This is a genomic window from Streptomyces sp. L500 (assembly GCF_054551825.1).
Map to the genome: position 1 here is coordinate 31,068 of NZ_JBTOLC010000034.1, position 18,723 is coordinate 49,790.

8 protein-coding genes are annotated in these 18,723 nt (G+C 75.7%); 7 read left to right on the forward strand and 1 reads right to left on the reverse strand.

Going from position 1 to position 18,723, the window contains the following annotated elements; all coding sequences use genetic code 11:
• Window positions 1–33: 33 nt before the first annotated feature.
• From ACX9I7_RS24890 to ACX9I7_RS24900, 3 genes are read left to right on the forward strand one after another with little or no spacing between them, the layout of a single operon-like run.
• Window positions 34–5,085 carry an amino acid adenylation domain-containing protein gene (locus ACX9I7_RS24890; protein ID WP_459388556.1) on the forward strand — a complete coding sequence of 1,684 codons (5,052 nt, stop codon included), beginning with the start codon at window positions 34–36 and terminating at the stop codon, window positions 5,083–5,085.
• Window positions 5,082–11,591: an amino acid adenylation domain-containing protein gene (locus ACX9I7_RS24895; protein WP_459388557.1), complete on the forward strand. Its 6,510-nt coding sequence runs from the start codon at window positions 5,082–5,084 to the stop codon at window positions 11,589–11,591. The genes ACX9I7_RS24890 and ACX9I7_RS24895 overlap by 4 nt, the downstream gene beginning before the upstream one ends.
• A 4-nt stretch (window positions 11,592–11,595) precedes the next feature.
• Window positions 11,596–12,528, forward strand: a complete 933-nt coding sequence (locus ACX9I7_RS24900) for an ornithine carbamoyltransferase (RefSeq protein WP_459388558.1) — start codon at window positions 11,596–11,598, stop codon at window positions 12,526–12,528.
• Between the two features lie 57 nt (window positions 12,529–12,585).
• Here the strand turns inward: ACX9I7_RS24900 and ACX9I7_RS24905 are convergent, their stop codons facing one another.
• A complete protein-coding gene (locus tag ACX9I7_RS24905) occupies window positions 12,586–13,566 on the reverse strand; it encodes a TauD/TfdA family dioxygenase (RefSeq protein WP_386726871.1) in 981 nt (326 codons plus the stop codon).
• A gap of 284 nt (window positions 13,567–13,850) precedes the next feature.
• Here ACX9I7_RS24905 and ACX9I7_RS24910 point away from each other — a divergent pair, with 284 nt between their 5' ends.
• Genes ACX9I7_RS24910 through ACX9I7_RS24925 form a run of 4 tightly spaced genes read left to right on the forward strand, consistent with a single transcriptional unit; the run spans window position 13,851 to window position 18,700 of the window.
• Window positions 13,851–15,080 (forward strand): methyltransferase domain-containing protein, encoded by a 1,230-nt coding sequence (locus tag ACX9I7_RS24910; RefSeq protein ID WP_459388559.1) that lies wholly within the window; start codon window positions 13,851–13,853, stop codon window positions 15,078–15,080.
• A gap of 51 nt (window positions 15,081–15,131) precedes the next feature.
• A complete protein-coding gene (rfbA, locus tag ACX9I7_RS24915; protein WP_387573647.1) occupies window positions 15,132–16,004 on the forward strand; it encodes a glucose-1-phosphate thymidylyltransferase RfbA in 873 nt (290 codons plus the stop codon).
• A 43-nt stretch (window positions 16,005–16,047) separates the two neighbouring features.
• Window positions 16,048–17,175, forward strand: coding sequence for an AMP-binding protein (locus ACX9I7_RS24920; protein ID WP_459388560.1), 1,128 nt, complete (start codon window positions 16,048–16,050; stop codon window positions 17,173–17,175).
• A 4-nt stretch (window positions 17,176–17,179) separates the two neighbouring features.
• Window positions 17,180–18,700 (forward strand): HAL/PAL/TAL family ammonia-lyase, encoded by a 1,521-nt coding sequence (locus ACX9I7_RS24925; RefSeq protein ID WP_459388561.1) that lies wholly within the window; start codon window positions 17,180–17,182, stop codon window positions 18,698–18,700.
• The last annotated feature ends 23 nt before the right edge of the window (window positions 18,701–18,723 follow it).

An 18,723-nucleotide genomic window follows, 5' to 3' on the forward strand; every position in this document is an offset into this window, starting at 1 on the left:
CCGCCGACCAGGCGCCCCCGCGAAGGAGCATCCGTGAACGACCGGACCCCGCCCGCCGCACCGGACTCCTTCCGGCCGCTGCCCGAGCTGATCGCCGCGCGGGCCGCGGCGACGCCGGACGCGATCGCGGTCGACGCCGTCCAGGCCGGCGGGACCACCCTCACCTACCGGGCGCTGGAGCGGAGTGCCAACCGGCTGGCGCACCGGCTGGTGGCGCTGGGCGCCGGCCCGCACGCCTTCGTCGGAGTGTGCCTGCGGCGGGGCGACGACCTGGTCACCGCCCTGCTGGCGGTGTGGAAGGCGGGCGCCGCGTACGTACCCCTGGACCCGGACCACCCCGCCGAACGGCTCTCCTGGGCCCTCGCCGACACCGGCGCCCCGATCGTGCTCACCGAGCGCGCCGCCGTACCGTCCCTCCCCACCGGCACCACCGCCCGGGTGCTGGTCCTCGACGAGCCCGGGGAGCACCAGGGGCAGGACGAGACCGCTCCCGAGGTGCCCGGCGACCCGGCGGAGGCCGCGCGGCGTCCGGCGTACGTGCTCCACACCTCCGGCTCCACCGGCCGCCCCAAGGGCGTCGTCGTCCCGCACGCCGGCATCGCCAACCGGGTGCGCTGGCTCGCCGAACGGCACGGGCTCGGCCCGGCCGACCGGATCCTGCAGAAGACCACCATCGGCTTCGACGCGGCCGGACTGGAACTCTTCGCCCCGCTGATCAGCGGCGGCACGGTCGTCCTCGCCCCGCACGGCGCCGAGCGCGACCCGGCGGCGATGCTGGCCGCGGCCGCCACGGGCCGGGTCACCGTCCTCCAGGCCGTGCCCTCGGTGCTGCGCTCCCTGGTGACCGCCGCCGGCTGGGCCGGCTGCGACGCCCTGCGGCTCGTCTTCAGCGCGGGCGAGCCCCTCCACGCGGAGCTCTGCCACCAGGTGCTCGCGCGCGTTCCGCACGTGGAGATCTGGAACACCTACGGCCCCACCGAGTGCTCGGTGGACATCACCGAGCACCGCTTCGACCCCGCCCAGACCGCCGGGCCCGTGCCCATCGGCCGGCCCATCGGCGGCATGCGCGCGCTGGTCCTGGACCCCCACGGCCGGCCCGTCCCCCCGGGCGCGGAAGGCGAGTTGTACGCGGGCGGGGCCGGGGTCGCCGCCGGCTACCTCGGCCGCCCCGGCCTGACGGCCGAGCGCTTCGTCCCCGACCCCGACGGCCCGCCCGGCGCCCGGCTCTACCGCACCGGCGACCTCGTGCGGTGGACCGACGCCGGTGTCCTCGCGTACCTGGGCCGGATCGACCAGCAGATCAAGGTCAACGGCGTCCGTATCGAGCCCGGCGAGGTCGAGGCCGCCCTCGGCGCCCACCCCGCCGTGGCCGCCGCCGTCGTCGGCGCGGCCCCGGACGGCCGGGGCGGCACCCGGCTCGTGGCCTGGGTGCAGCCGGCCGGTGTCGCGCCCGCCCCGCACGAGCTGCGCGCCTTCCTGCGCCGCACCCTGCCGGACCCCATGGTCCCGGCCCTGTTCACGACCGTCGCCGCCTTCCCCCGGACCGCCAGCGGCAAGACCGACCGGGCCGCCCTGCCCACCCCGGACGCGGGCCGCGCCGACGGCCCGCCGCACCTCGCCCCCCGCACCGCCGCCGAGCACGCCGTGGCCGGTGCCTGGGCGGACGTCCTCGGCGTGCCCGCCGCGACCGTCGGCGTCCACGACGACTTCTTCCAGCGCGGCGGCTCCTCCCTGCTGCTCACCCAGCTCGCCGGGCGGCTCGCCGACCGCACGGGACGGCGGATCGGCCTGCGCGCCCTGTTCACGGCCACCACGGCCGAGGCCCAGGCCGCCCTCCTCGGCGAGGGGAGCGTCGAGGAGAACACCGAGGACGCCGTCGTGCCCGTGCCCCGCGACGGGGCCCTGCCCCTGTCGTACGGCCAGCGCGGGCTGTGGCTGCTGGAGCAGCTGCGGCCCGGCAGCCCCGAGTGGGCCGAGCTGCTGTGGATCCGGCTGCCCGGCGACTGGTCCGAGGACACCGTGCGCACCGCCCTCACCGGGCTCCAGGAGCGCCACGAGATCCTGCGCACCCGCTACGAGGCGCGCGGCGACGGACCCGTCCAGATCGTGGAGCGGCCCGGCCCGCCCGTCGGGCTCCGCACCGCCGAGGCCGCCGACGACACGGCCGTCCGCGCGCTGGCCGCCGACGAGCTCGCGCACGGCTTCGACCTGGAGCACGGGCCGGTGTGGCGGGCGCTGCTGCTGCGGACGCCCGACGGCGGACAGGTCCTGCTGCTGGGCGTCCACCACATCGCCTGCGACGGCTGGACCTCGGTCGTCCTGGAGCGCGACGTCCGCGCCCTGGGCGAGGCCGCCCACACCGGTGGCGCGCCCCGGCTGCCGGAGCTCCCCGTCCAGTACGCCGACCACGCCGCCTGGCAGCGCCGGCGCCTCGACGCGGACACCCTCGACCGCGAACTCGCCTACTGGCGCGACGTGTTGAAGGACGCCGAGCCCCTGGAGCCGCCCACGGACCGGCCCCGGCCGCAGGTGCGCGACGGGCGGGGCGCCCTCCACACCTTCACCGTCCCCGCCGAGCTCGCCCAGCGCGTCGCCGACCTCGGCGCGTCCGCCGGGGCGAACCTCCACCAGACGCTGCTCACCGCGTTCCTCACCCTGCTCGGGCGGCTGACCGGCCGGGACGACATCGTCGTCGGCATGCCCGTCGCGGGCCGCCACCGGCCCGAATCCGCCGACGTGGCGGGCTACTTCCTCAACACGCTCGTCCTGCGCGGCCACCTCGACACCGGCCGGGACGTGCGCGCCGCGCTCGCCGCCGTCCGCGACGCCGTGCTGGACGCCCTCGCCCACCAGGAACTGCCCTTCGACCACCTGGTGCGCGAGCTGCTGCCCGGCCGCGACCTGTCCCGCACCCCGCTCTACCAGGTGATGTTCGACTTCCACGAGGAAGGACGCACCGGCACCGCCCTGCCCCCCGGCGACCTCGACGCCTTCCGCGACGCCTGGCGCTCCGCCCGCACCGACCTCACGTTCGTCGTCCACCGCCGGGCCGACGGCAGCCTCCTCGGCATGGCCGAGTACGCCACCGCCCTGTACGACCCGGCCACCGTCGAACGCCTCGCCGCCTGCTGGGTCGAGCTCCTCACCTCCTTCGTCACCGACCCGGCCGCGCCCCTGGCCGAGGCCGAGGCACTGCCCGCCGCCGAACGCGAGCGGCTGCTGGCGCTCGGCGCGGCCGACCCGGCGGCGTGGGACGAGCCCGACGGCTGTGTCCACGCCGCGTTCGAGGAGACCGCGCGGCGCCGCCCCGAGGCCGTCGCCGTCGTCTGCGGCGACGAACAGTGGACGTACGCCCGACTGAAGGACCGCGCCGACCGGTTCGCCCGGCACCTGGCCGCCCTGGGCGCGGGCCCGGAGACCACGGTCGCCGTCCTCCTCCCCCGCACCCCCGACCTCGTCGCCTGTCTGCTGGGCGTCTGGCGGGCCGGCGCCGCCTACGTCCCCCTGGACGCGGAGGCCCCCGACGAGCGCCTCGCCCACGCGCTGGCCGACTCGGCCGCCCGGGTGCTCGTCACCGACACCGCCGGCGCCCGCCGCCTCGCCGCCCGCCACGCCGGGCCCGTCCTCGCCGTCGACGACCCCGCGCTGCCGGACCCCGCGCCGTACGAGCCGCCGGCCGCCGGGCACGACCCCGCCCGGCTCGCCTACGTCATCTACACCTCCGGCTCCACCGGACGCCCCAAGGGCGTCGCCGTCGAGCACCGCGCCCTGCTGCGCCTGCTGCGCGCCTCCCGCGACCACCTGGACTTCGGGCGCGGACCGGACGACGCCTGGCTCGCCCTCGCCCCGGCCACCTTCGACATCTCCTTCACCGAGCTGGTGATGCCCCTGGTCACGGGCGGCCGCGTGGTCCTCGTCCGCGACCACGAGACGGCCGACCCGGCCGCGCTCCTCGACCTGATCGACCGCACGGGCGTCACCCACCTCCAGGCCGTCTTCCCGCAGTGGCGGATGCTCCTCGACCACGGGCTCGGCCGGCGGCGGCTCATCGGCCAGACCGGCGGCGAACCCTGCCCGCCCGACCTCGCGCGCGAACTCGCCTCCCGGCTCAAGCGGTTCGTCAACGAGTACGGCCTCACCGAGACCACCATCGCCGCCACCCGCTGGGAGATCCCCGACACCGCCACCGTCGTGCCCATCGGCCGCCCGTACGCGCACGCCGCCGCGCACGTCCTCGACGCGCTGCTGCGGCCCGTCCCCCCGGGCGCCACCGGCGAGCTGTACATCGGCGGCACGGCACTGGCCCGCGGCTACACCGGCGCACCGGCCCGCACGGCCGAGCGCTTCCTGCCCGACCCCTACGGCCCGCCCGGCGCCCGGCTCTACCGCACCGGCGACCTGGCCCGCGTCCTGCCCGACGGGACCCTGCTGTTCACCGGGCGCGCCGACGGCCAGGTGCGGATCCGGGGCCGGCGCGTCGAGACCGGCGAGGTGCGGGCCGTCCTGGCCGAGCACCCCGCCGTGGGCGAGGCCGTGGTCGTCGCCCACGGCACCGGCGACGACGCCCGGCTCGTCGCCTACTGCGTGCCCGCCGGAGGCGAACTCCCGCCCACCGGCGAACTGCTGGCCCACTGCGCCCGGTTGCTGCCCGACCACATGCTGCCCACCCTCGTCGTCCCCCTCGCCGCCCTGCCGCTGACCCGGCACCACAAGGTCGACCTCGCCGCGCTGCCCGCCCCCGACCTCACCGCCGCGGCCGACGACGAGCCGTACACCCCGCCCGAGGGCCCGCTCCAGGAGGGCATCGCCCGGATCTGGCGCGAGGTGCTCACCGGGCCGGACGGGCGCGCCCCGCGCGTCGGCGCCCACCACCGGTTCTTCCGGCTGGGCGGGGACTCCGTCCGGGCCGCCCGCGTCATCGCCCTCCTCCACGAGGAATACGACATCAAGCTGCCGCTGCGCGCCCTCTTCGACCGGCCCACCGTCGCCGGGCTCGCCGAGGCCGTCGAAGAGGCCGTACGCGCCGAGATCGCGTCCTTGACCGATGCCGAACTGGCCGCCGCCCACAGGGAGTACCACCCGTGACCGACCCCGCACCGACTCCCCGACAGGACGTCTCGGCCGACGCGCTGCGCGCGGAACTGCTGCGCCGCCGCCTGGCCGGCGCAGCGCCCCGCGCCCGCCGGGACGGCCTCCGGCGGGTCCCCCGCGACACCCCGCTCGCCCTGTCCCCCGGCCAGCGCCAGCTGTGGTTCCTCCACCAGCTCGACCCGGACGCCCCCGACTACCTGCTGCCGCTGGCCCACCGGCTGCGCGGCCCGCTCGACGCGGACGCCCTGCGCGCCGCCTTCGACGCGCTCGCCGCCCGCCACGAGATCCTCCGCACCCGCTACGTCCTCGACGGCACCGAGCCGCGCCAGATCGTCGACGCCCCCGCCCCGGTGGACTTCGCCCTGCGCGCGCACGACGGGCTCACCGACGCCGAACGCGACGCGGAGGCCGCCCGGTTCGCCGACGAGCAGGCACAGGTCCCCTTCGACCTGGCGACGCGGGCGCCGCTGCGGGTGCGGCTGGTCCGCTTCGCCGCCGACGACCACCTCCTCGTCGTCGTCCTCCACCACATCGCCTGCGACGCCCCCACCCGCGCCCTGCTGCTCACCGAGCTGTCCGAGCTCCACCGCGCGCGCGTGGCGGGCCGCCCGCCCGCGCTCGCCCCCGAACCCACGCAGTACGCCGACTACGCCGCCTGGCTGGGCGACCGGCAGGACGGCCCCGACGTGCGCGGCGACCTCGACTGGTGGCGGTGCGAACTGGCCGGGCTGGCCCCCCTCGGCCTGCCCACCGACCGCCCGCGCCCGGCCGTCCGCTCCTGGGAGGGCGCCGCCGAGCCGTTCACCGTGCCCGCCCCCGTCGCCGCGCGGCTGCGCGAGCTCGCCGAGCGGCACGGCGCGTCCCCGTTCATCGTGCTGCTCACCGCCTTCCAGGCGCTGCTCTCCCGCCACACCGGCACCCGGGACATCGCCGTCGGCACCGCCGTGTCCGCGCGCACCCGCCCCGAGCTCGCCGGCATGGCGGGCTACGCGTACAACAGCCTGGCGCTGCGCGCCCGGTGGGAGGGCGACCCCGGCTTCGACCGGCTGCTGGAGCGGAACCGCGACACGGTCCTCGCCGCCTTCGACCACCGGTCCGCGCCCTTCGACCGGCTCGCCGACGCGCTGGAGCCCGAGCGCGACCTGTCCGCCACGCCCGTCTTCCAGGTGATGTTCGACCTGGTGCGGGCGGACGACGCCGACCCCCTCGACCTGCCGGGCGTCACCGCGACCCCCGTCGCCGTGCCCACCCGCACGGCCCGCTTCGACCTCACCGTCCACCTGGAGGAGCGGCCCGACGGCGGCATCGACGGCTCGCTCGAGTACGCCACCGCGCTCTTCGACCCGGCGACCGCCCGCAGGCTGACCGGGCAGTACACCCGGCTGCTGGCGGCTGTCGCCGACGCCCCCGGCACCCGCCTCTCCGGCCTGGAGATCTTCGACGCGGCCGAACGCGCCCTGCTGCTCGACGGCCCCCGGGAGCCCCTGGGCACGAGCGCGCCGCTCGACCTCGAAGCGCTGCGGCCCGTCCACGAGACCATCGCCCGGCAGGCCGCCGCCACGCCCGACGCGACCGCCGTCGTCCACGGCGGCCGGCGGATCGCCTACCGGGAGCTCGACGCGACGGCCGACCGCGTGGCCCACCGGCTGCGCGAGCTCGGCGCCGGGCCCGAGGACACCGTGGGCGTCCTCCTCGACCGGGGCCCGGAGCTGGTCGCCACCCTGCTGGGCATCTGGCGGGCGGGCGCCGCCTATGTGCCGCTCGACCCCGGATACCCGGACGAGCGGCTGGCGTTCATGCTCGCCGACACCGCCACCCGGCTCGTCGTCACCGAGCGGCGACACACCGGCCGCTTCACCGGCGCCACGGCACGCCTCGTCGTCCTCGACGAGCCCGCCGAGCGGGCGGCGCTCGACGCCTGCCCGGCCGGCCCCCCGGCCCCGCCGCCCGGCGGGTACGACATCGACCACCTCGCCTACGTCATCTACACCTCCGGCTCCACCGGCCGCCCCAAGGGCGTCCTCATCACCCACCGGGGCCTGGCGAACTACCTGGGCTGGACCGCCGACGCCTACGCCACGGCGGGCGCGGGCGGCGCCCCGCTGTTCTCCTCCGTCGCCTTCGACCTGGGCATGCCCGACCTCTACACCCCGCTGATGACCGGGCAGCCCGTCCATCTGCTCGACCAGGACTTCGAGATCGACGACCTCGGGAAGCTGCTGACCGAGGGCGCCCCCTACGCCTTCGTCAAACTCACCCCCGGCCATCTCGACCTGCTGTCCCAGCAGTTGACCGGCGAGGAGATCGCCGGCCTGGCCGGCCTGGTGATCGCCGCCGGGGACTCCTTCACCAACCGGCTGGCCGAACGCTGGCTCCAGCACGCCACGCCCGCCGGCGCGCGGCTCGCCGCCGAGTACGGGCCCACCGAGATCACCGTCGGCAACTCCGCGTACTTCCTGGACGGCCCGCCGGACACCGAGCTCGTCTCCATCGGCCGGGCCATCCCCCACACCACCATGCGCGTCCTCGACGAGGAGCTGCGGCCCGTGCCCATCGGGGCCGTCGGCGAGGTGTGCGTCGGCGGCGTGGGCCTGGCACGCGGCTACGCGGGCCGGGCGGCCCTGACCGCCGAACGGTTCCTGCCCGACCCCTACGGGCCGCCCGGCTCCCGGCTGTACCGCACGGGGGACCTCGCGCGCGTCCTGCCCGACGGCAACCTCGACTTCGTCTCCCGCGCCGACCACCAGGTCAAGCTGCGCGGCTACCGGATCGAGCCCGGCGAGATCGAGACCGCCCTGACCGGGGACCCGGCCGTCGCCGAGGCCGTCGCCCTCGTCCGCGAGGACACCCCCGGCGACAAGCGCCTGGTCGCCTACCTCGTGCCCGCGCCCGGCGCCGCCCTGCCCGCCCCGGCCGCCCTGCGCGAACGCCTGGGCGAGCTGCTGCCCGAGTACATGGTCCCCTCCGCCTTCGTCACCCTCGACGCCCTTCCGCTGACCGCCAACGGCAAGCTCGACCGCAAGGCCCTGCCCGCCCCGGAGCGCGAGGCCACCGCCGTCGGCGAGCACGTCGCCCCCCGCGACGACGCCGAGCGCGCCATGGCGGCCGTCTGGTCCGAGGTCCTCGGCCTGGAACGGGTCGGCGTCCACGACAACTTCTTCGACCTCGGCGGCGACTCCCTGCGGGCCGTGGCCCTCGCGGGCGCGCTCCGCGAGGCCGGCCGGCCGGTGGCGGTGCGCGACATCTTCGAGCACCGCACCGTGGCCCGGCTCTGCCGGGCGCTGGGCGAGGGCGCGGTGGCCGAGACCGAGGGCGTCCGGCCCGTCGCCCCGTTCGCGATGCTCACCGACGAGGAGCGGGCCGCGCTGCCCGCCGACGCCGTCGACGCCTACCCGCTCTCCCGCACCCAGGCGGGCATGTTCGTCGAGATGTACGGCGACAGCGGCCACAACCGGTACCACAACGTCACCTCCTTCCGGATCCGCGACAGCCGACCCTTCGACCCCGCCGCCTTCCGCGCCGCCGCCGACCTCGTCGTCGCCCGGCACGAGGTGATGCGCACCTCCTTCCCGCTCGCCGACGGCACCCGGCCCCTCCAGATCGTCCACGCGAGCGCCTCGATGCCCTGCCGGCACGAGGACCTCCGCCACCTGCCGCCGGAACTGCGCTGGCCGGAGCTCGTCGCCTACGCCGACCGCGACCGCGAGCGGCTCTTCGACGTCGCGAAGGCCCCGCTGATGCGGATGGCCACCCACGTGCTCGACGACGACGGCTGGTGGCTGTCCATCACCGAATGCCACCCGGTCATCGAGGGCTGGAGCTACCACAACCAGCTGATGGAGCTCCTCCGCGCCTACGAGCGGCTGCGCGACGGCAAGGAGCCCGAACCGGCCCCGCCCGCGCCCGCCGTCCGCTACGCCGACTTCATCGCGGCCGAACTCCGCTCCCTCGCCGGCACCGAGGACCGCGCCCACTGGCACGACCTCATCGACCGCCACGAGAAGTTCCGCATCCCCGCCGCGTGGGCGGGCGACCCGGACGGGCCCGCCGAGCGGTACCGCGTCGACATGCCGCTGACGGACCTGGAGCCCGGCCTGCGGGCCCTGGCCAGCGCCACCGGCGTGCCCTACAAGAGCGTCCTGCACGCCGCCCACAGCAAGGTCCTCTCCCTGCTCACCCGGCAGCACGCCTTCCGGGGCGGCATGGTGGCCGACGCCCGGCCCGAGGTGCGCGGCGCGGAGCGGGTCTCCGGCATGTACCTCAACTCGGTGCCGTTCCCGTACACGCGCGGCGCCCGCACCTGGGGCGAACTGGCCCGGGAGGTCTTCGCCGCCGAGGTCTCGCTGTGGCCGCACCGGCGCTTCCCGATGCCCGCGATGCGCCGCCCCGGCGGGGAGCACCACCTCGTCGACGTGCTCTTCCACTACCTGGACTTCCACCAGGTGGACACCGGTCTCGTCGACACCGCCGCCAGCCGGGACGACAGCCCCAACGAGTTCCCCGTCGTCGTCGGCACCCCGCTGCGCGGCCACCTCACCATCGCCTCGGACACCCGCACCCTGCGCCGCGACCGCGCCGCCCGGCTCTCCCGGCTCTACCTCGCGGTACTGGCCGACATGGCCGCGAACGGCCCGGACGGCGACGCGCGGGGCGGCTACCCGGAGGCGGGTGAGCACGGCGCCGCGCTGCCCCCGGCAGCCGCCGACACCCCCCACGTCACCGACACCCTCGCCGCGTTCGAGGCGCGGGCCGCCCGCGTGCCCGACGCCACCGCGCTCGTCGCGGGCCCGCACCGGGTGACGTACGCCGAGCTCGACGCCCGCGCCGACCGGCTGGCCTGGCGGCTGCGGGAGCGGGGCGCCGGGCCGGAGACGCCCGTCGGGGTGCTCCTCGACCGGGGGCCGGACCTGGTCGTGGCCCTGCTCGCCGTCTGGAAGGCGGGCGCGGCCTACGTGCCCTGCGACCCGTGCGCGCCGGACGCCCGGGCGCGCGCGGTGTTCACCGGCGCGGGCTGCCGGCTCGTCGTCACCGAGGAGGCCCACGCCCAGCGCGTCCCCGCCGAACTCGCGCTCGTCGTGGACGCCCCGGACGAGGACCCGTCGTCCCCCGCCGGGCCGCCCCCGCGCACGGCCGACCCCGACCGGCTCGCGTACGTCCTCCACACCTCCGGATCCACCGGCACCCCCAAGGGCGTCGCGGTCGGCCACCGGGCCCTCGCCCACTACCTGAGCTGGGCGGTCCGCACCTACCTCGGCGACCGGACCGGCGGCGCGCCCTTCTTCACCGCGATCGACGCCGACCTCGGCGTGCCCGCCCTGTTCGCCCCGCTGCTCAACGGACAGCCGGTGCGGCTGCTGCCCCAGCGGTTCGGGCCGGAGGAGCTCGGCGGACTGCTGTCCGCCGGGGCGCCCTACGCCTTCGTGGGCATGACGCCCGGCCATCTGTCCCTGCTCGCCGAGCAGCTCGACGACGAGCGGCTCGCCCGCCTGGCCGGCCTGCTGGTCTGCGCGGGCGACGCCTACCCCGCCGCCCTCGCGGAGCGGGTCGCCGCGCGCGTCGCGGCGGCCGGCGGGGGCATGGCGCTCGCCGCCGAGTACGGGCCGACCGAGGCGACGGTGGCCGCGACCGCGCACCGCGTGAGCGGTCCGTCCGGACGGCCGCTCGTGCCGCTCGGGACGCCCCTGCCGGGCACCGTGGTGCGGATCCTGGACGAGAACCTGGCCCCGGTGCCCGACGGCGTCGTCGGCGAGGTCCACCTCGGCGGGCCCGGCCTGGCCCGGGGCTACGCCGGACGGCCCGGCGAGACGGCCGCGCGCTTCGTGCCCGACCCCTGCGGCCCGCCCGGGTCCCGGCTGTACCGCACCGGGGACCTCGCCCGCGTCCTGCCCGGCGGGGAGCTCGAGTTCGCCGGGCGCGCCGACCGCCAGCTCAAGGTCCGGGGCCACCGCGTGGAGCCCGCCGAGGTGGAGGCGGCGCTCACCGCCGACCCCCGGGTGCGCGAGGCGCTCGTCGCCGGCGTCCCCGACGCCTCGGGCGGCCACCGGCTCACCGCCTGGGTCGTACCCGTCGCGGACGGGACGGCCCCGCCGACGGCCGACGCGCTGCGCGAGCGGCTGCGCGGCCTGCTGCCCGCCGCGCACGTGCCCGCCTCCTACCGGATCACGGCCGCGCTGCCCCTGACGGCGGGCGGCAAGTACGACCGCCGGGCCGATCCTCATGACGACGGCGCCGACCGCGCCACGACGGCCGCCACCGGCCCGTACACGGCCCCCCGCACTGCCACCGAGCGCCTGCTCGTGGAGGTGTGGCGGGAGGTCCTCGGCCTCGACCGGGTGGGCGTCCACGACCACTTCCGCGACCTGGGCGGCGACTCGCTGCTCGTCCTGCCCATGCTGTCCGCCGCCCGGCGGGCCGGGCTCGCCCTCGACCCGGCCACCGCCCTGCGGCACCCCACGGTCGCGGCGCTCGCCGCCGCCCTCGACACCACCACGGAGAGCTGACCCCATGGCCTCACGTCCCGTGCGCCACCTGATCTCCCTCGACGACCTGACCGACGAGGACCTGCGCCACCTCATCGAGCGCGGGGCCACGTTTTCCGCCGGGACGGCCGGCTCCGGCCGGCCGCTGGACGGCCTCGTCACCGGGATCTACTTCGCCAAGACCTCCACCCGCACCCGCACCGCCTTCTCCGCCGGAGCCCTCCGGCTGGGCGGCGGGGTCGTCACCTACGGACCCGGCGACCTCCAGCTCAACACCGGTGAGACCAGCGAGGACACCGGCCGGGTGCTGTCCCGGATGCTCGACGTCCTCGTGGCCCGCACCGCCGGCGACCCGGCGGAGATGCGCGCCTGGGCCCGGCAGGGCGGCATGGCCGTCATCAACGCCATGAGTGCCGACGAGCACCCCACCCAGGCGCTCGCCGATCTCACCACCCTGCTGCGGCACTTCGGACGCGTCGAGGGCCTGCGCGTCCTGTACGTGGGCGAGGGCAACAACACCGCCGCCGCCCTCGCGCTGGCCCTCTCCCGCTTCCCGGGCGTCGAGTTCGAGCTGCGCACCCCGCCCGGCTACGGCCTCACGGCGCCCGTCCTGGAGCAGGCGACGCGGCAGGCGGCCCGCTCCGGGGCCGTGCTGCGGGAGCTCCACACCATGGACGGGCTGCCCGGCGGCTTCGACGTCGTCTACACCACGCGCTGGCAGACGACCGGCACGTCCAAGCCGGACCCGCGCTGGCGCGACGTCTTCGCGCCGTTCCAGGTCCGCGCCGAGCTGTGGGAGGCCAGCCCGAAGGCGGTCTTCATGCACGACCTGCCGGCCCACCGGGGCGAGGAGGTCACGGCGGAGGTCCTCGACGGGCCGACGAGCATCGCCTTCGACCAGGCGGAGAACAAGATGCACAGCGCCATGGCCGTCCTGGAGTGGTGCCGCGCTTCCTGAACGCGCGGAAGGGGCGTTGCCGGGCGGGAGACCGCCCGGCAACGCCCCTTCGACCGCTCAGTTCAAGACGCTCCCGCCCGCCACCCGGTCCACCCGGGACCGGCGGTGGTCGGCGACGGCGTAGACGCGGTGGAGCCAGCGGTCGGTGCCGTCGTAGCGCGGGGTGAACGAGGTGCGTCCGTGCACCGCTATCCGGTTGTCGACGACCGCGAGGTCACCGGCGGCGAGGGCCAGCGCGTGGGTGGTCCGCTCGAACGCCCCGCGCAGCTCCTCCATCGCCCGTCCCGCCTCCTCGTCCAGCGGACGGGTGCTCGCGAAGTCGACCAGCACGTCGGGGTCCTCCGGCGCGCCCCGCAGGACCGCGTGGACCGGCGCGCCGTCCGCCCCGCCGAAGGACGGGGGCGCCTCGGTGAGGAAGCGCTCCTCGCCGAGCACCCGGCGGGCCGCCGGGGACAGCAGGGGCAGCGCCCGGCGGACGGACGCGACGCACAGCCGGGCGTCGCCGGTCGGGTCCTCGCGGACGCACAGCAGGCCCACGTAGTCGGGCCGGTTGCGGTGGAAGGCGTTCTCGGAGTGCATCTGCAGGCGCACCGAGCCGGCGTTGCTCTGGAGCCGCTCCTGCCCCGGCACCGGGACGACGTCCTGGACGAGGGCGCCGGACTTCTCGTCGCGGTAGGCGATCACCTCGCCGAGCTGGAGCATCACGGCGGTCATGGCCGCGGCCCCCAGCGTCGCGGTCCGCTGGACGGAGCCGGGGACCGTGGGCGTCGGGGGGAGGTCCGCCGCGACCGGCAGGCCGCGGATCAGCAGGACGCCCTCCGGGCCCGGGTCGTGCCGGAACTCGCGTATCGCGTCGAGCAGTTCGTGCGGCAGCCGGGCGGACGCGCCGCGCACTTCCCTGAGCCACTCGGCGCTGTCCACCCGGCCGGCCGCCGCGGTGAGGAGTCGGCCGGCGAGCGCGGCGATCTCCGCGCGCGGTCCGGCGTCGAGAACCACCGCCGTTCCGTCCAGGGGGCGAATGGAGCCTGTCTGTGTCATGGTCACTTGCCTTCTCACTGGAGCTGTGCGAGAGGAATGCCTGCGCTCGATTCCGCTCGAGTTCACGGACGCCCGGGACGCAAAACGCTAGGCAACGGCCGGTGCGGGGGTCAATTGCCGGGCCGGTTTATCGCACGGGACGCGCCGTCAAGAGGCCCGGGGATTCGCCGCGTTGTCCCGCCGGCGAGACGAGGGGCATTGTGCGCGCTTCCCGCCGGACCACCGCTGGGGCAGACTCGCCGTATTCAGCGAATCGCCCGTCGGCCGCCCTTCCAGGAGCACGTATGTCGAGCACGATCCCATGCCGTATCTGCGCCGGACCGGTGCAGGAATTCTTCGACTTCGGCCGCCAGCCCCTGTCCGACGCGTTCCTGCCCGTCGACGCGGACTTCTCGCAGGAGTTCTTCTTCCGCCTCGCCGTCGGCGTGTGCGGCACCTGCGGCATGGTGCAGCTGACCGAGGAGGTCCCCCGGGACCGGATGTTCCACGAGGACTACCCGTACTTCTCCTCCGGCTCGGCCTACATGCGCGAGCACTTCGAGGGCCTGGCGAAGCGGCTGCTGACCACCGAGCTCTCCCGCGAGGACCCCTTCGTCGTCGAGCTCGGCTGCAACGACGGCGTCATGCTGGGGACGCTGGCCGACTCGGGCGTCCGCCACCTGGGCGTCGAGCCGTCCGCGAGCGTCGCGGCCGTCGCCGCGGGCAAGGGCGTGCGCGTGCGCACCTCCTTCTTCGAGGAGGCCACGGCCCGCGAGATCCTCGCCGAGGACGGCCGGGCGGACGTGATCTACGCGGCCAACACCCTGTGCCACATCCCCTACATGGACTCGATCCTGGCGGGCGTGCGGGCGCTGCTGAAGCCGACCGGCGTGTTCGTCTTCGAGGACCCCTACCTGGGCGACATCGTCGAGCGGACCTCGTTCGACCAGATCTACGACGAGCATTTCTTCTTCTTCACCGCGTCCTCCGTGCGCGAGATGGCCGCCCGCAACGGCCTGGAGCTGGTCGACGTCGAGCGGCTGACCGTCCACGGCGGCGAGGTGCGCTACACCCTCGCCCCCGCCGGGCAGCGGCAGCCGTCCGGGGCCGTGGCCGCGCTCGTCGCCGAGGAGAAGGAGCGCGCGCTCTCCGACCTCACCACCCTGCGGGCCTTCGGCGAGAACGTCCTGAAGATCCGCGACGACCTGACCGCGCTGCTCACCCGGCTGCGCGCCGAGGGCAAGTCGGTCGTGGGCTACGGCGCCACGGCCAAGAGCGCGACGGTCACCAACCTCTGCGGCATCGGCCCGGAGCTCGTCCCGTTCGTCTGCGACACCACCCCCGCGAAGCAGGGGCGGCTGACCCCGGGCACCCACATTCCCGTGCGGACCCCGGACGCCTTCTCCGGCGACTATCCGGACTACGCGCTGCTCTTCGCGTGGAACCACGCCGAGGAAATCATGGCCAACGAGCAGGAGTTCCGTGCCGCCGGCGGCAAGTGGATCCTCTACGTGCCCGAGGTCAAGGTCGTCTGATCCGGGCGCCGGACGGCTTTCGTACCGGGCACTCGAAGAATTGGGGGAATGATGAAGGGAATTATTCTCGCCGGGGGCAGCGGCACCCGGCTGTATCCCTCCACCTTGGCCACTTCCAAGCAACTCCTGGCCGTCTACGACAAACCGATGGTCTACCACCCGCTTTCGGTGCTGATGCTCGCCGGAATCCGGGAGATCCTGGTGATCTCGACGCCGGAGAGCGTGCCGCCACTGCGCTCGCTGCTCGGCGACGGCTCGCACCTGGGCCTGGAGATCAGCTATGCGGAGCAGGAAAGTCCGCGCGGTATCGCGGAAGCGCTCGTCATCGGCGCCGAGCACATCGGCGACGGCCCCGTCGCCCTGATCCTCGGCGACAACGTCTTCCACGGCGCGGGATTCCCGCAGCTGCTGCGGACGGCCCGCGCCGAGCTGGACGGCTGCACGCTCTTCGGGTACCCGGTCTCGGACCCCGAGCGCTACGGCATCGGCGAGGTCGACGCCGAGGGCAACCTGGTCTCCCTGGAGGAGAAGCCGGACCGGCCGCGCTCGGACAACGCGATCACCGGCCTGTACTTCTACGACGCGGACGCGGTGGAGATCGCCCGGGGGCTGACCCCCTCGGACCGCGGCGAGCTCGAGATCACCGACGTCAACCGCGTCTACCTGGAGCAGGGCCGGGCCCGCCTCATCCGGCTGGGCCGCGGCTACACCTGGCTGGACGCGGGGACCCACGACTCCCTGCTGGCGGCCAGCCAGTACGTCCACGTCATCGAGAAGCGGCAGGGCGTCCGCGTGGCCTGCGTCGAGGAGATCGCCCTGCGCATGGGCTACATCGCGCCGGAGCACTGCCACCGGCTCGGCGCCCGGATGAAGAACTCGGAGTACGGCCAGTACCTCATGCAGGTCGCCCGGCTGGTCGCCTGACCGGGCCCGGCGGGACGAGAAGACGGCACCACAAGGAGCACCAGTGGGATATCAGGAGCTGACCCCGGCGGACGTGCTGACGCCGCCGGGCACCGGGGCGCCGGAGGTCACCGACCGCGCCTGGTGCGTCCGCTGGGAGCGGGAGCCCCGGGCGGAGGAACTCGTCCTGCGCACCCTGCCGGACACCCTGGACTTCCACACCTCGGGCAGCACCGGCCCCAGCAGACTCTGGCGGCGCTCCCTCGCGGACGCGTGGAACGAGGCCGGCATGCTCGCCGGGTTCGTCGGTGTCGACGAGCCCGGGGCGGTCGTCTCCTTCGCGCCGCCCGTCCACGTCTACGGCGCGCTCGCCACGCTGCTGATGCCCGCCAGGCTCGGCGTCCCCGTCTGGTACCGCCCCGGCTACATCGGCGCGCTCCCGGACACCGGGGCCCGCCGGGTCGTCGTCGTGGCCACCCCGTGGATCTTCTCCCTGCTGCTGCGCAACATGGACTGGGTCCGCGCGCTGGACCACGTCACCGTGCTGTACAGCAGCGCCATGCTCCCGGCCGACGCCCACGTCTTCCTGGAGCAGGCCGGCCCGGAACGCGCGGCCCTCGTGGAGCTCCTCGGCTCCACGGAGACCGGCGGCATCGCGACCCGCCGCTGGCGCGCGGGCGAACCCCCGGCGTGGACCCTCTTCCCCGACGTCTCCTTCGCCCCCACCGGCGTCGAGGGGGCTGAAGGCGCCGACGGGACCGCCGTACCGCTGGTGATCCGCAGCCCGCGCCTGGCCCACCGCCCCGGCGAGAGCGCACCGGACTCCTGGCCCACCGGCGACCTCGTCGAGCCGCTGGACGACCGCGCCTTCCGGCTCGTCGGCCGGGTCGGCCGGCTCGTCAAGGTCAACGGGCGACGGATCAACCTCGACGAGGCCGAGCACGTCCTGCGCGCCCGCGTCGACTGCGCGGACCTGGCGCTCGTGGCCACCCACGACCCGATGATCGGCGAGCACGTCGACCTGTACGTCGTGCCGCACGCCGGGACCGCGCCGGGCGGCACCGACCTGACCCCGGCACTCGACGTCCTCGGCGCCCGCCCCCGGCGGACCCACCTGGTGCCCGTCATCGAGCGCTCCGCGACCGGCAAGCTCCGGCACCCCCAGACCGCACACTCACCGAACCAGGGATAGCAACGTGACAGTTACCTCCGAGACGACCGGCGCCGGGACCACCGACGGGCTCGGGCTCGCCGAGATCGTCGAAGCCGCCTCGTGGACCGCGAAGCTCGGCCCGCTCACCGACGCCGACGTGGCCGGGATGGAGGCCAGCGCCGCCACCGTCGACCGCTACCTCGCCGAGGGAAAGCCGGTCTACGGGCTCACGCAGGGCTTCGGCCCGCTGGTGACCTTCTCCGCCAAGTCCGAGCGGGAACAGGGCGACTCGCTCATATCCCACCTGGGCACCGCCCAGGGCCGGCCGCTCGACCCCGAGGTGTCACGGCTGGTCTTCTGGCTCCGCCTCAACAGCATGCGCAAGGGCGTCTCCGCCGTCTCGCCCGAGTTCTGGCAGCGCCTCGCCGACCTGTGGAACGCCGGCTTCACCCCGGTGATCCCCCGGGACGGCACGGTCAGCGCCAGCGGCGACCTCCAGCCCCTCGCCCACGTCGCCCTGGCCTGCGCCGGGTACGGCGAGGCGTGGGCGCTCGACACGGACGGCCGCCGGTACGTCCGCCCGGCCGGGGAGGTCCTCGCCGAGCTCGGCGCCGAGCCCCTGGAGTGGCCCGTCCGCGAGGCGCTGGCCTTCGTCAACGGCACCGGCGTCAGCCTCGCCGTCGCCATCCTCAACCAGCGCTCCGCCCTCCGGCTCGTCCACGCCGTCACCGACCTCACCGCCCGGCTGACCGTGCTGCTGGGCGGCAACGCCGAGCACTTCGACGAGGGCGTCGGCCGGGTCCGCAACCAGGCCGGGCAGCTGCGCGTGGCCCGCTGGATCCGGCAGGGCCTGCCCGAGGGCCACGAGCGCGACGAGCGCCGCCCGCTCCAGGAGCCGTACAGCCTGCGCTGCGCCCCCCAGGTCCTCGGTGCCGTCCTGGACCAGCTCACCCACGCCGGCGAGATCCTGGCCCGCGAGGCGAACGGCTGCACCGACAACCCGGTCACCTTCGAGGACCGGGTCCTCCACGCCGGCAACTTCCACGCCATGCCGGTCGGCTTCGCCTCCGAGCAGACCGGGCTCGCCCTCCACATGGCCGCCTACCTGGCCGAACGGCAGCTCGGGCTGGTGCTCAACCCCACCACCAACGGCGACCTGCCCATCATGCTCACCCCCCGGGCCGGCCGCGGCTGCGGACTGGCGGGCGTGCAGATCAGCGCCACCTCGTTCATCTCCCGGATCCGCCAGCTCGTCACCCCCGCCTCCCTGACGACCCTGCCGACCAACGGCTGGAACCAGGACCACGTCCCGATGGCCCTCAACGGCGCCAACGGCGTCTCCGAGGCGCTGGAGCTGGCCTGGCTGGCCGTGGGCTCGCTCGCCCTCGGCGCCGCCCAGCTGTCGGTGATGACCGAGCACGCGCACGGGACCGAAGGCGTCTGGGCCGAGCTGGCCGGCGTCTCCCCCGCGCTCGACGCCGACCGGCCGATGGCGGCCGAGGTCCGCGCCGCCGCCGCGCTGTTCACGCGGCACGCGGACGCCCTGCTGGCCGAGCGCGCCTGACCGCCGGGCGCCCGGGGACCCCC

Excerpts from the sequence above, each read along its gene's own strand:
- ACX9I7_RS24900 (WP_459388558.1), top strand. The coding sequence starts at position 11,596 with ATGGCCTCACGTCCCGTGCGCCACCTGATCTCCCTCGACGACCTGACC.
- ACX9I7_RS24905 (WP_386726871.1), bottom strand. The coding sequence starts at position 13,566 with ATGACACAGACAGGCTCCATTCGCCCCCTGGACGGAACGGCGGTGGTT.
- ACX9I7_RS24910 (WP_459388559.1), top strand. The coding sequence starts at position 13,851 with ATGTCGAGCACGATCCCATGCCGTATCTGCGCCGGACCGGTGCAGGAA.
- rfbA (WP_387573647.1), top strand. The coding sequence starts at position 15,132 with ATGAAGGGAATTATTCTCGCCGGGGGCAGCGGCACCCGGCTGTATCCC.